Here is a 12,696-nt window from a genome sequence, read left to right as displayed (position 1 = left end):
TTACGGTTCCGATACTGGCAATGTTCTACTATTTCCTTCCCAAGTCGACGGGTCTTCCTATCTACAGCCACCGCCTCTCCATAGTCTCGTTCTGGGCACTGAATTTTGCCTATCTCTGGACCGGAGCACATCATCTCATGCTGACACCCCTGCCGGAGTGGATCCAGACCGTAGCAATGGCCTTCAGTATCTTCATGATTGCACCATCATGGGGTTCAGTTGTCAACGGCTATTACACCCTGCAGGGCAACTGGGATCAGATGCGCTCCAACTACCTGGTCAAATTTTTCATCGCAGGCATAACCTTTTACGGTCTTCAGACCCTCCAGGGACCTCTGCAGGGACTCAGAACCATCAATGCCTTCTTCCACTATACCGACTGGGTTGTGGGGCATGTACACATGGGGACGATGGGATGGGTCACCATGATAGTCTCGGCATCATTCTACTACATGATTCCGAACATCACCAACACGGTGATCTACAGCATCAAACTTGCAAACATACAGTTCTGGCTTATGATGGTTGGTCAGGTTATCTGGACCTCCGCCATGTGGATTGCCGGGATCCAGCAGGGGGCAATGTGGAAGGCCACCAACCCTGACGGATCACTGATGTACAACTTTCTTGATACTGTTGCATCGCTCTATCCCTACTACCAACTGCGATTTGCAGCCGGACTCATATTCTTTATCGGTATCCTGATCTTCGTCTGGAATCTGGTCATGACCGTACGCCAGGAACCACGTCAGGCTGAAGCATAACCGACAAATAAACAAACAGGAGCTGTAATCATGGGGATCTCTTCAAAACCGGTTGTTTTCGCACTGCTTTCAACCGTTGTCATCCTGATCGGCACAACCGTAACCGTCTTTATTCCGCTCTTCATGCCCTCAACACAGCCGGTGAGCGCCTATATCAAGCCCTACACGGCTGTTGAACAGGAGGGGCGCGACATCTATATGCGCGAAGGGTGCAACAACTGCCATACCCAGACCGTACGGCCACTCCGGACAGAGGTGCTTCGGTATGGCGAATACTCAAAACCGGAGGAGTTTGCCTATGACCGCCCCTTCCTCTGGGGCTCACGACGCACAGGACCGGATTTGAACCGGGTGGGCGGAAAATATCCGGATTCCTGGCACTACACCCACTTCCGGAGTCCACAGGCCATGTTTGAAAAATCCAATATGCCGCCCTATGCCTGGCTTGCAAAAAACAGGCTCGATACCGGAATCTCATTTAAAAAAACAGCAGTTCTCGGCTATGGCTATTCGGAAAGCGAGGTGCAGCAGCAGATCGACAACTACCGGGCAACTGTAACCGATGAGAACTATCCGTCAAGAGAGAGCCGCAACAAGGTTACTCCTCCGGAACTGCAGAAGGAGCTTACGGAGATGGATGCTCTTGTTGCCTACATCCAGAAGCTTGGACGGGATGTCAAAAATATGGAGTCGGCAAAATGAGTTTTTCCGGAGTGGCATATTTCATCTTTACGATAACACTGGCCGCTGTTTTTGCCGGAATAATTTTTTACTACTACAATCCGAAGCGAAAGGAGCAGGTCGAGAAGCCAAAGCAGAGAATGCTTGATGACGACCAGTAAAACTTCGAACTGATACAACAGATTTTTTAAAAGGAGACCTCTATGCATGATTCCGGAGAGCCCCAGGATGGCCATAACAAAATCCCCAAAGGGTGGCTGCTGTTTTTTTTCGGCGGAATTATCTTTCTTGTCGGCTACACGGTCGCCTATACCCCGGCTATCTCGGGATGGTCATTCTACAAGGAGTATGAACAGGAGATGGCTGCTGCGGCCAAAACCGTAAAAACAGATACGGTCAAAGAGTATACCGATAACAAGGATGCCATTGAAGATGGAAAGGAGATTTTTGCCTCGACCTGTGCACCATGCCACAATGCCGATGCAACAGGTGGAATCGGACCCAACCTGACTGCTCCGAAACTTAAATATGGCTCTCTTCGGACCGATCTCTATGAAACAGTGACCAAAGGGAGGCCAAACGGGATGCCCTCCTTCCTTCAGCAGATTGGTTCCGAGAAAATCAGCAAGGTTATAGCCTATCTGGAAACCCTGAGAAAACCATAACCTCTGCAAATTCGGGAGCCGCTCATTTTGTGGAAAAAAAAGAGAAACGTTGTGGCAATCATGCAGGCCGTCATCCTGACCGGACTGCCGTTTCTTGAGATAAACAGCCAGAGTGCCTTCCGCTTTGACATTGCAACACTCAAGCTTCATCTTTTCGGATCGGTAATATGGATGCGGGAGTTCTATCTTGTTCTTGCCGCATCCCTCTTTGTCCTTCTGTTCACAGGCTTTGTAACCATTATTTTCGGCCGGATCTGGTGCGGCTGGCTCTGCCCCCAGACTGTCCTGCTTGATTTGAGTGAAACAATCTCCGGATCAAAAACACTCCGGAAAACCATTCAGAAACTGGCACTCATTCCACTCACTGCCCTCGTCTCAATTACCTTGATCTGGTACTTTGTTCCACCCACCGAGACATTCAGAACGCTCTTTGCCGAGCCGACGATCACCGCATTTTTTCTGGTACTCTGGCTATTGATCTACCTTGAACTGGCCTTTCTCGGCAGAGGGTTCTGCACCTCAATCTGTCCCTACGCCATGCTGCAGAATGTGCTTTTCGACAGGGATACCCTTGTCATTGAATATGATGTTTCGCGTGATGCGACCTGCATGAAATGCGATGCGTGCGTTCATGTTTGCCCTGTCGGCATTGACATCAAAAAAGGGTTGAGTCAGGCCTGCATTGCATGCGCCGAGTGTATTGATGCCTGCCTGCGTATGACAGAAAAAAAGCATATTCCTCCCTTCCCGAACTATAAAGGACGAATCGTTCGTCTGAAAACTTTCTGGCTCGGTGGTGCAACAGTCGTCGCGGCCATTGCTCTTGTCATACTTCTCCTGAACCGTCCTCCGGTTGATTTTCTTCTCATTCGCGATAATGCTCTGCTGCCACCGGGACTGAACCGCTACTCTTTCACCATCCATAACAACGGAGGGGAAAAACTGACGTTTGATCTCACCTCCCCGGACACCGAAGCAACCCTTATTGGAGAGCATACCCTTCATGTGGAGCCATTTTCAGCTCTTCACGGCACAATTCTGGTTAAATCGACCGGCAAACGGGAGCTGCTCCATCTCAAAATTTCCGGTAACGGTATAGTAATCAACAGGGAGGCCGGTTTTCTATGAAGCTCTTTTTCTACATCATCTATCCGCTCTTTTTCTTTGCCATGGGGTGCGGCATCTATGTGGCGTTCAGGGATGCCGAGGGATTGGTGGATAACAACTATTATGAGAACAGCAAAGGCTATTTCGAGGCGAAAGCAGCAGAAGAGCGGCTCGGTATTGCTATCTCTCCTCCTGCGACACTGAAAAGGGGAGAAAACGAGATCAGAATTGCCATAACCTCAAAGGGGAAACCGCTTGAGCAGGCAAATCTGACACTCTTCATCGGCAACCTCTCCTCTTCCGGTTATGACTCCACCATAACCATGCGTGAACATTCACCCGGAGTCTATCAGGCAACCGCTGAAATTCCATTCAAGGGAGTCTGGTTCACACGAATTGACCTGAAGCAGCAACAACAACTCATTGCCACAAAAAAATGGTTTTCAGAGATAAAATAAAAGGTATGGCGGCTCTGGCGCTCTTTGTATCGCTGTTGAGCACAGGAAACACACTCCGGACAAAAGAGCTGGAGTGCAAAATCAATGATGGCCCCTGCACGCTCGTTTCCGGAACGCGAAGTGTCACCCTCGACATTGAGCCAAAACCGGTAAGCCCGATGCAGGAGCTCTCTTTCAGTGTGACCATTGCTCCGTGCGATGCACTACCCGAAAAGCTGCTGCTTGATCTCAGCATGCCGGGTATGATGATGGGCAAAAACCAGGTCACGCTTGCCAGAACAACCGGCTCTACCTACAAGGGAAATGGGGTTATTGTCCGATGTATGAGCGGTCGAACACGCTGGCAGGCAACAGTGCTTTCCGAGCTGCTTGACAATCCGGCATTTATCTTCAATGTCAGCAAGTGAGACCACCGCGGCTGAAAGCGTGCGATGCGATCACTGCATGCAGGAGACCGGCAGAGATACGGCCGTAACCGCAGTGATCGATGGCCGGAAGCGGTACTTCTGCTGTCATGGCTGTCTCGGCGTCTACGAACTGGTTAACAGCAGCTCGCTTGAGGCATTTTACCGCCAGCGTTGCGACTGGCAGCCCGGCCCTCCTGCAACCGGGGTAAAGCTCCGGAGTGCTCACTTCACCGATACCGTTACCATTGCAGGTGATGAGCACCGCATTGAGCTTTTGCTTTCAGGCATACGATGCGCGTCATGTGTATGGCTTATTGAGAAGTTTCTGGCCAAAATCGAAGGAGTCCTTTCAGCAAGAGTCAACTATGCAACCCACAAGGCAGTCATCACCTGGAGTGGCCGTAAAACAAAGCTCGACACTATCCTGAATGCCATTCGCGATATCGGCTATCTTCCACACCCCGCTCATATAAACGCAAGAAGCACGGTTTTTGCGGAGGAGAAGCAGGATCTGCTCCTTCGCTTCGGAACCGCCGGTTTTTTCTCCATGCAGCTCATGCTCTTTACCTCAGCCCTCTATGCCGGCTTTTTCCAGGGCATGGAGAGCCGCTACAGAGTGGCATTTCAGCTCATCTCCTGGGCTCTTGCCACCCCGGTTCTCATTTATGCCGGTTTTCCGTTCCTGTCAAGCGCATGGCGCTCGCTCAGGCGGCTGACGCTCAACATGGATGTTCTCGTTGCACTCGGAGCACTCTCGGCATACCTCTACAGCATTGCCATGATCCCCCTCGGAGGTGAGGTGTTTTTTGACAGCGCGGCCATGATCATCACCTTCATCCTTCTCGGCCGCTTCCTTGAAGCCGGTTCACGCCTCAAAGCAGGAAACGCCATGGCTGAACTGGCCGAACTCCAGCCGCATGAAGCCCTTCTGCTTTCCGAAAATGGCCAAACCACGATGGTGCCGATTGCCGCGGTCAATCCCGGAGACCGGATCGAGGTGATCCCCGGTGACCGTATACCGCTTGATGGCGTGGTGATCGAGGGGGAAGCCGAAGTAAACGAATCAATGCTTACCGGGGAGTCCCGTCCCGTTCTAAAAGCGCCCGGCAGCGACATCTTTGCCGGAAGTTTCTCCATGAACGGACGACTCACCATCAAGGTAACCGGAAACTCATCCACTACCCTGCTCTCACGAATTATCAAAACCGTCGAGGATGCCCAGGCACGCAAGGCACCGATACAGAACATTGCCGACAAGACCGCAGGCTTGTTCGTACCGGTAACCATACTGCTTGCTTTCACCACCTTTCTCTACTGGAAACTCTCCAGCGGCAGCACCGTTACAGCCCTTCTGAACGCAGTCTCGGTGCTTGTCATTGCCTGCCCCTGTGCTCTCGGTCTGGCAACACCGCTCGCCATTCTGGTCGGCACTACCGCAGCAGGCAAAAAAGGTATTCTTGTAAAAGGGGGGGACATTTTTGAGACCCTCTCAAGAACTACCACCGTCGTGCTCGACAAAACCGGCACCATCACCAGGGGAAAACCCTCCATAACCGATCTTCACGATTTTGCCCGAACCCCTGCTTTTCTGCAGCACGCAGCATCGCTTGAAGCCTCTTCAGAGCACCCGACAGCTCTTGCTCTTGCCGGAGCATGGGATAGCGATCTCCTGAAGGTTGATCACTTCAGGGCAATACCGGGAAGAGGAGTTTCAGGCATGATCACCGGTGAATCCTGGCTTGCAGGATCAGAACCCTTTATGAAACAGGAGGCCGTTGCAATCACTCCTGAAGAGCGATTCATTGCAGCTAAACTGGAAGCCGAAGGAAAAACCGTGGTGATGGTTGCATGCAACGGCATGCTTGCAGGAGTGATCGGCCTGATTGACGACCTGCGTGACGATGCCCTGCCTCTCATTGAAGGGCTACGCAAAAAAGGTCTCTCGATTCAGATTCTGACCGGAGATAACCGGGGAGTCGCCGACTATATCGCCGCCAGATGCGGTATAACCGATGTTCAGGCAGCTCTTGGCCCGCTCGAAAAAGCTGCGGTTATCAGGGAGCTGAAAGCAAAGGGCGAGTGTGTCATGATGGTTGGAGACGGAATCAATGATGCGCCGGCACTCACTGAGGCCGATACGGGAGTGACCGTCGGGCAGGCATCGGGCATAGCTCTCGAAAGTGCCGGGGTAGCAATTCTCAAGGATGACCTCCGGCTCATCAATACCCTGCTTGACAGCTCATCAAAATGTTTTTCCGTCATCCGCCAGAACCTTTTCTGGGCCTTTGCGTATAATCTGATTGCCCTGCCGCTTGCCGTAACGGGTGTACTGCACCCCATTATCTCCGCACTGCTTATGGCGACAAGCTCGCTGGTTGTGGTGAGCAACTCCTTGCGGTTAAAAAGAATCTGACGGATTAAGCATTATGTACACCATATTTTTTCTTATCGGTATCGGCCTGTTTGTTGGCGTGGCAGCATGGTTCCTCTTTATCTGGGCAGTAAAAAGCGGCCAGTTTGACGACCCTGAAGCGCCCAAATACCGGATGCTCGACGATGACGATGTAGCGGCAAAAACAGCAAAACCTCTTGAAAGACAAGAGAAATAATAATTAAAAAGGGCATCGCTATAAATTGTCGTGAGCGGTTTGAGTGCGAGGCGGACGGCGCGCAGAAACCGGAATGTACACGAAGTACTTGAGGATTTTGAGCACCGGCCAACGAAGCAATCGAATCGCGGAACAAATTAATAGAGATGCCCTTATGAGCATTGCACCACTGTTGGCTATACTGCTTTCGGGACTGGCTGGAGGATTCGGCCACTGCATCAGCATGTGCGGCCCGGTGGTCGGCGCACTCTCGGTTGGTGAAACACGAAAAGGTCTGCTCCATCTGCTGCTCTACAACCTCGGACGGGTAACCACCTACTCCATCCTTGGTGGAGTTGTCGGTCTCTCCGGCTCGTTTCTGCTGCTTGCTGCATCAATAGAAACGTTGCAGAGGGTAATCATGATCATTGCAGGGCTCTCCATTATCCTCATGGGGCTCTCGACAGCAGAGTGGCTGCCACTGCCCGCTAACAACAGAAATTGCACCCCCGGTAGCAGCGTGATACAAAAAATCATGTCGCTCTTCAAACCCCCCCCGCTCAATCGGCAGCTACTACCCGATGGGCATCGTCCTCGGCTTTCTCCCCTGCGGCCTCACCTACACCGCCCTGCTCGCCTCCGCAAGAGCCGCCATGGATGCGGAGAACCCCTTTGCCGGCATGCTCCAGGGAGCCCTCATGATGCTCCTCTTCGGCATCGGCACCGCCCCTGCCCTGATTCTGGTCGGAAAGGTGGTCAACACCATCAGCCAAACCACCCGCAAACGCTTCTACCGCATTGCCAGCCTGATTATGATTGCCACAGGCCTGTGGTTTGTGGCGTCGGCGCCGTAGGGGCGTATCGCATACGCCCCTGCAATGAAATTGCATACGCCCCATGCGCACCCATCAATCATTTGATAATTTTTTGATATTATGGTAATATAAAAATGATAACATGAAATACAATTCTATCACCCATCATCGTCAATCCATGCGGATGCAAGGTTATGATTATGCACAGAACGGCGTCTATTTTATAACCGTCACTGTCTCTTTGCTGAAATCAACACACCGACAGTACTGAATCGGTATGGTATCGTTGTTCTGGATGCGTGGAATAAAACACCCGTCATTCGACCAAACATTTTGTTGGATGCGTTCGTCATCATGCCTAATCATATCCACGGAATCATTGCAATTTTTGGGGGCATGTCACGGGGGGGTGAATCACAGGCGGACGTAACGGAAGAGGGCGTATCGCATGGGGGCGTATCGCATGGGGGCGTATCGCAATACGCCCCTACGGGGTTTCGATCACCGTCGCAAACCATTGGGGCAATCATTCGCGGGTTCAAATCCTCAACAACAAAACAGATCAACCAAATGCGTGGAACAGCGTATTTACAGGTCTGGCAACGCAATTACTACGAACATATTATTCGAAATGAAGAGGAATTGAACCGAATCAGGGAATACATTATCACAAATCCTCAACACCGGGCTAACGATATCCATTTTATGAGAGAATCTGAACCACCTTGTAAACTGAGTACAACACAACTGGATAACAAAACCGCGGTTTAAGGACATAGGCTTGACCGAACCACTGACCGAATTTGCGCAAAATCGAACTGCTGCATCCATTGCAACAGTTCAGAACAAAAGTGAAGTTTAATCAGGCATTACTGATGCAGCCACATATTTCAAACGGAGACGATGTATGAAAAAGAGGAATTTTCTGGTCAGGCTACTCTCTGTTGTTACCCTGTGCTCTTGCTTAAGTTTCAGTGCTCTTGCCGGGGAGATCAATTCCGGGTCAACAAAGCATGAACCGACAACCGAGCAGTTGATCACCATGGTGGATCATAACGCCGAATTGAAAGCTATGCTCGTCGAGTCCATTGAACAAACGACAAGAATCAATCCGGACAGGGTAACCAACCCGGTCAGGACGCTGGAGGAGTATTACAGTTTTATCGACTGGGCGGCAAAAGCAATGCCCTGGTCAATCCTGCCCAACATACCCTGCTCTTCGCTCTATGACCAGATTGATCAGAGTCTTGATTACTTCTACTTCGTCAACGATCAGCCGATTGCCGGATTAAAAGGGAAAGGGTACTACAATAACTCACTGCAGTACCATGAGCCCTATCGAACCTGGTTGATCAACTTCACAAAGGAGTGGGGGCTCTATCTGAGCAAGGAGGGGTCATGGAACGATGCATACTACAAAAAAGCTCTGGAGGATGATCGATTCGGGCTGAACAAGGGGTGGTATGAGGATCCCTCAAACTGGAAAACATTCAACGACTTTTTTGCGCGCTATCTGAAATCGCCCGATCAACGCCCGATTTCCTCTCCGAATGACCCGTCAGTTGTAGCTTCACCTGCTGACTCAAAGCCCCATGGTGTATGGAAAATTGACAACGAGTCCAATATTGTTGCTAAAAAAGGGGTCGCTATCAAGTCCGGTGTATTCAAATCCGTAGCTGCTCTTGTGGGTGAAGGGAGCGCATACAAACATGCATTTGCCAGTGGAACACTGACGCACACCTTTCTTGATGTAAACGATTATCACCGCTACCATTTTCCGCTTGAAGGAACCATAAAAGAGGTTCGTACTATTCAGAGCGATGATGCTGTTGGCGGTTTTTTGACATGGGATCCCGGCACGAAAAAATATATGCTTGATGCCAACACCCCCGGCTGGCAGAATATTGAGACCCGTGGATGCGTCATTATCGATACCCCGAAATATGGAGTGGTAGCGCTGCTGCCGATCGGTATGTCGCAAGTTTGCTCTGTTAATTTTGAAAAGAGTGTCAAGGTCGGCACTACCGTTAAAAAGGGTGATATGCTCGGCTATTTCCTCTTCGGCGGCTCAGACTTCGTGATGCTCTTTCAAAAGAAGGTTGACTTCAACCTTACAGCTCCGAAAGAGAGCAGTGGTGCCTTTAAACACCTGCTGATGGGACAAGAGTACGGCAAAGTGACATTGAGGAAATGAAAACCAGAAAAGGTTTTTAAACCACGAAATACTCGAAAGGCACGAAAAAAATATAACCCGATTTCACTTCATTGATTTCATTTCGTGTGTTTCGTTCTTTTCGTGGTTAAATATTTACTTGATAATCAGTAAAGAAATCCAAAAAGCCAGAGGGGGATTTTGTTCTGAAACCCTGTCTCAATATCATCAGCAACAATAAAACTGTTCTCAACCCCGCTGATTTGGCGGAAGCCTTTCCCTTTTCCACCGATTTCAAAGGTATACTGAGATTTGAAAATAAAATCCCCTTTAGCTGATAGTTCAATGGTGTTATCAACAAGGCCTGGATGAAGGGCACTGGCATTACGGAGTTGATTGACAAAAAAAAGCTCACGCAATGCTCCGATATTGACGTTTTCTGAAATAGCATACATCAGATTGCTGTTTTCAAGATATATCTTGTCTGGCTTTGTCAGCACCTCATATCCTCTCCCCTGGCTGCGCACCAGATTCAGCAGATTTGCATCCTGCAAACTTTCCAGATATTCGTAGAGACGTGGCCGGGATATTTCTGTTGCTTCAGCCAATTTTGAGATATTCGGAGTAAACGGAACGCTTGTCGCCAGCAGGTAGAGCAGCTTTTTAAGCTTTGAAAGCTGGCGCACTTCAATTCGATGCACAAGAGGAAGATCTACCTCAAGGATATGATTAATAACCTCCCGGAGCCGATAGAGATACGTACCCTTGCTCTCAAGAAAAAATGGATAGTACCCGATCTGCTGATAATCGCGAAACAGTTTTCGTACCGTAATTTCACCACAGAGGGTTTCTGCAATCTGGCGATGGTGTGCAAGAATATCCTCCAGCGAAAAGACTGCGAACTCTTTTGCCTGGGTGAAGTTGACATACTCCCGGAAAGAGAGCCCATGCAGGTTGAAAATGATGGCCCGTCGACTTAAATCTGCTTTTTGTTTGGATATCTGCAAAAGGCTGGAACCAGAAAAAACCACGTTCAACTTCGGAAAAGAGTCGTAAATCGCCTTGATGTCGAGTGACCAGTCAGGATATTTATGAATCTCATCAACAAGGAGAAGTTCTCCTCCAAACTGATGAAAATCCCGAGCAAACTCGAAGAGGTTATGTGCCTGAAAGTAGGGGCTGTCAACCGAAATATAGAGTGCTCGATCAGAAGTATCGCCATACCGATCCCTGACATGCTGCAGCATCAAGGTTGTCTTTCCTGTGCCTCGCGCACCAAGAATTCCGATACAGCGTTCACTCCAGTCAATACTGCTATAAAGATATCGCTTCACCGCGCTCACCGATGCAATCAACCGATACTGCTCCCTGAAAAAGCTTTCCATCACAATAATTATCATTTTCTGTAAAACTTATTTTACAAAATAACGAATAAATTATGATTTACAACTGCTTCGCAGAGATCACTACTTGTCAACAAAAAAGCTATCTCTGCAAAGGCTTATTGCTTTTCGCCGTTTTCCCGCTTAATGTTTATCTTCCCTGTTATCGAACCTTCCTGCTGTGTGACAAAAGTTATCAGAAAATAGATTACGTTTTTAAACGAAAACGGACTATTTTAAACCCGTTTCATCGCGAGAACTCGAGTGCGGATAGTAACCGCTTGTTACTTGCAGTTCAGTTTCAATATTGTTTTTTATGGATACCATTTTTCTTGCACGTACTCAATTTGCCTTTACCGCTGTTTTCCATTTCTTTTTCATACCGCTGACACTCGGGCTGTCCATCTTTACGGCTATTCTTGAAACCGCCTGGGTGAAAACCGGAAACGAGCGTTATAAACAGCTCGCAAGGTTCTGGGGCAACCTCTTTCTGATCAACTTTGCCGTTGGTGTGGTAACCGGTATTGTGATGGAGTTTCAGTTCGGCATGAACTGGTCGGAGTACTCCCGCTTTGTTGGTGACATTTTCGGTGTTCCGCTCGCTATCGAGGCGCTGCTTGCCTTCTCGGTTGAAGCGACCTTTATCGGAATCTGGCTCTTCGGATGGAACAGGCTGCCCAAAGCACTCCATGCCGCCACAATCTGGCTTGTCGCTCTCGGCTCCACCCTCTCTGCCTTCTGGATACTTGTAGCGAACTCCTTTATGCAGTACCCTGTGGGCTATAAAATGGCTGCAGATGGCTCAAGAGCGGAGATGGCGGATTTCTTTGCCTTTATCTTCAATCCCCATGTCTGGAAGCAGTTTCCGCATGTCCTTGCCGGTGGCGTTGTCACCGGAGGATTTCTGGTGATCGCTGTAAGCATATGGCATCTGGTGCGGTCAACAAAAGAGAGAGCCGCGTTTGAAACATCCCTCAAATTCGGCGCCATTTATGCGGTGACAGGCGCCATTCTCGTTACTCTTGCCGGACATGCACAGATGCAGGATCTCCTCAAAACCCAGCCGATGAAGGTTGCTGCTGCCGAAGCGTTGTGGGAGAGCGAAAATCCCGCAAGTTTTTCAGTGCTCACCATTGCGGATGAAAAAAATCTCCGGGATATTTTTGCAATCCGGATTCCCCGCCTTCTCTCCTTTCTTGCTTACGACCGTTTTGAGGGCGAAGTGAAAGGGATCCGGGAGCTGCAGAAGAGTTATGAAGTGCTGTACGGTCCCGGCAACTACATCCCTTCGGTTGTAACCGCATACTGGAGTTTCAGATTCATGGTAGGAGCCGGAACCTTGATGCTCCTGACCTCTCTCTTTGTGCTCTACCGGGTAGTAAAGGGCAACTATACCTTTTCGCCAAGAGTCGGCACCCTCATTATCTGGTCATCTATTCTACCCTGGATTGCAAACTCATCAGGCTGGATACTGGCAGAAATGGGTCGTCAGCCCTGGCTTGTTTTCGGCCTTCTGAAAACCGAAGAGGGTCTCTCTCCCGCCTCGGTGGTCAGCAGCACCGAGCTGACGCTCTCTCTCGGACTTTTTATCGTGATCTACGCCCTGCTGACCTTCACTGATGTCTGGCTGTTGAGAAAATATGCAGTCGCAGGAATCAACGCTCCAGAATAAACTGT

14 protein-coding genes and 1 pseudogene are annotated in these 12,696 nt (G+C 49.7%); 14 read left to right on the top strand and 1 reads right to left on the bottom strand.

The genetic code is table 11. The annotated features are described in order from the left end of the window. The 13 genes and pseudogenes from BOO20_RS04710 to BOO20_RS04650 all read left to right on the top strand — a co-directional run. Positions 1-764 (top strand): cbb3-type cytochrome c oxidase subunit I (locus BOO20_RS04710; protein WP_198935417.1); only part of this gene is annotated, 764 nt, incomplete at its 5' end. A 30-nt stretch (positions 765-794) separates the two neighbouring features. Beyond that, the gene (locus BOO20_RS04705) at positions 795-1,466 is read left to right on the top strand and encodes a cbb3-type cytochrome c oxidase subunit II (RefSeq protein WP_076790964.1); all 672 of its coding nucleotides are present in this window, start codon (positions 795-797) and stop codon (positions 1,464-1,466) included. Beyond that, a complete protein-coding gene (locus tag BOO20_RS04700; RefSeq protein WP_076790963.1) occupies positions 1,463-1,606 on the top strand; it encodes a cbb3-type cytochrome c oxidase subunit 3 in 144 nt (47 codons plus the stop codon). Before BOO20_RS04705 ends, BOO20_RS04700 begins: the two co-directional genes overlap by 4 nt. Before the next feature lie 42 nt (positions 1,607-1,648). Continuing rightward, the gene (locus BOO20_RS04695; protein ID WP_076790962.1) at positions 1,649-2,110 is read left to right on the top strand and encodes a c-type cytochrome; all 462 of its coding nucleotides are present in this window, start codon (positions 1,649-1,651) and stop codon (positions 2,108-2,110) included. A gap of 60 nt (positions 2,111-2,170) precedes the next feature. Further along, the gene (locus BOO20_RS04690; protein WP_368665423.1) at positions 2,171-3,238 is read left to right on the top strand and encodes a 4Fe-4S dicluster domain-containing protein; all 1,068 of its coding nucleotides are present in this window, start codon (positions 2,171-2,173) and stop codon (positions 3,236-3,238) included. After that, positions 3,235-3,675, top strand: a complete 441-nt coding sequence (locus BOO20_RS04685) for a FixH family protein (protein ID WP_076790959.1) — start codon at positions 3,235-3,237, stop codon at positions 3,673-3,675. Before BOO20_RS04690 ends, BOO20_RS04685 begins: the two co-directional genes overlap by 4 nt. After that, positions 3,654-4,082, top strand: a complete 429-nt coding sequence (locus BOO20_RS04680) for a hypothetical protein (protein WP_076790957.1) — start codon at positions 3,654-3,656, stop codon at positions 4,080-4,082. Before BOO20_RS04685 ends, BOO20_RS04680 begins: the two co-directional genes overlap by 22 nt. Then, complete coding sequence (locus BOO20_RS04675) at positions 4,069-6,495, top strand: heavy metal translocating P-type ATPase (protein WP_083694549.1); 2,427 nt, start codon at positions 4,069-4,071, stop codon at positions 6,493-6,495. The genes BOO20_RS04680 and BOO20_RS04675 overlap by 14 nt, the downstream gene beginning before the upstream one ends. Before the next feature lie 13 nt (positions 6,496-6,508). Then, on the top strand, positions 6,509-6,691 hold the full coding sequence (gene ccoS, locus BOO20_RS04670; protein WP_076790955.1) for a cbb3-type cytochrome oxidase assembly protein CcoS: 183 nt from the start codon (positions 6,509-6,511) through the stop codon (positions 6,689-6,691). A gap of 73 nt (positions 6,692-6,764) precedes the next feature. Then, a pseudogene (locus tag BOO20_RS13325) lies at positions 6,765-7,112 on the top strand (sulfite exporter TauE/SafE family protein); the annotation flags it as partial. Between the two features lie 139 nt (positions 7,113-7,251). Continuing rightward, complete coding sequence (locus tag BOO20_RS13255; RefSeq protein WP_255372199.1) at positions 7,252-7,524, top strand: sulfite exporter TauE/SafE family protein; 273 nt, start codon at positions 7,252-7,254, stop codon at positions 7,522-7,524. A 315-nt stretch (positions 7,525-7,839) separates the two neighbouring features. Beyond that, the gene (locus tag BOO20_RS13320) at positions 7,840-8,256 is read left to right on the top strand and encodes a transposase (protein WP_076790953.1); all 417 of its coding nucleotides are present in this window, start codon (positions 7,840-7,842) and stop codon (positions 8,254-8,256) included. 136 nt (positions 8,257-8,392) lie between these two features. Then, entirely contained in the window at positions 8,393-9,679 is a 1,287-nt protein-coding gene (locus BOO20_RS04650; protein ID WP_076790951.1) for a phosphatidylserine decarboxylase, read from the top strand. A gap of 125 nt (positions 9,680-9,804) precedes the next feature. On the opposite strand, the gene BOO20_RS04645 is transcribed toward BOO20_RS04650, so the two are convergent. Beyond that, positions 9,805-11,037, bottom strand: coding sequence for an ATP-binding protein (locus BOO20_RS04645; protein WP_198935416.1), 1,233 nt, complete (start codon positions 11,035-11,037; stop codon positions 9,805-9,807). Positions 11,038-11,335: 298 nt separating this feature from the next. Between BOO20_RS04645 and BOO20_RS04640 the strand changes: the two genes are divergently transcribed. Next, positions 11,336-12,691 (top strand): cytochrome ubiquinol oxidase subunit I, encoded by a 1,356-nt coding sequence (locus BOO20_RS04640; RefSeq protein WP_076790949.1) that lies wholly within the window; start codon positions 11,336-11,338, stop codon positions 12,689-12,691. Positions 12,692-12,696: the final 5 nt, after the last annotated feature.

This window comes from Chlorobium sp. KB01 (assembly GCF_001975465.1).
Classification (GTDB): Bacteria; Bacteroidota; Chlorobiia; order Chlorobiales; family Chlorobiaceae; genus Chlorobium.
This window is presented reverse-complemented; position numbering and strand designations above follow the sequence as displayed.

What these genes read in the sequence shown, in the direction of transcription:
- BOO20_RS04705 (WP_076790964.1), top strand. Translation starts at nt 795, where the DNA reads ATGGGGATCTCTTCAAAACCGGTTGTTTTCGCACTGCTTTCAACCGTT.
- BOO20_RS04700 (WP_076790963.1), top strand. Translation starts at nt 1,463, where the DNA reads ATGAGTTTTTCCGGAGTGGCATATTTCATCTTTACGATAACACTGGCC.
- BOO20_RS04695 (WP_076790962.1), top strand. Translation starts at nt 1,649, where the DNA reads ATGCATGATTCCGGAGAGCCCCAGGATGGCCATAACAAAATCCCCAAA.
- BOO20_RS04690 (WP_368665423.1), top strand. Translation starts at nt 2,171, where the DNA reads ATGCAGGCCGTCATCCTGACCGGACTGCCGTTTCTTGAGATAAACAGC.
- BOO20_RS04685 (WP_076790959.1), top strand. Translation starts at nt 3,235, where the DNA reads ATGAAGCTCTTTTTCTACATCATCTATCCGCTCTTTTTCTTTGCCATG.
- BOO20_RS04680 (WP_076790957.1), top strand. Translation starts at nt 3,654, where the DNA reads ATGGTTTTCAGAGATAAAATAAAAGGTATGGCGGCTCTGGCGCTCTTT.
- BOO20_RS04675 (WP_083694549.1), top strand. Translation starts at nt 4,069, where the DNA reads ATGTCAGCAAGTGAGACCACCGCGGCTGAAAGCGTGCGATGCGATCAC.
- ccoS (WP_076790955.1), top strand. Translation starts at nt 6,509, where the DNA reads ATGTACACCATATTTTTTCTTATCGGTATCGGCCTGTTTGTTGGCGTG.
- BOO20_RS13255 (WP_255372199.1), top strand. Translation starts at nt 7,252, where the DNA reads ATGGGCATCGTCCTCGGCTTTCTCCCCTGCGGCCTCACCTACACCGCC.
- BOO20_RS13320 (WP_076790953.1), top strand. Translation starts at nt 7,840, where the DNA reads ATGCCTAATCATATCCACGGAATCATTGCAATTTTTGGGGGCATGTCA.
- BOO20_RS04650 (WP_076790951.1), top strand. Translation starts at nt 8,393, where the DNA reads ATGAAAAAGAGGAATTTTCTGGTCAGGCTACTCTCTGTTGTTACCCTG.
- BOO20_RS04645 (WP_198935416.1), bottom strand. Translation starts at nt 11,037, where the DNA reads ATGATAATTATTGTGATGGAAAGCTTTTTCAGGGAGCAGTATCGGTTG.
- BOO20_RS04640 (WP_076790949.1), top strand. Translation starts at nt 11,336, where the DNA reads ATGGATACCATTTTTCTTGCACGTACTCAATTTGCCTTTACCGCTGTT.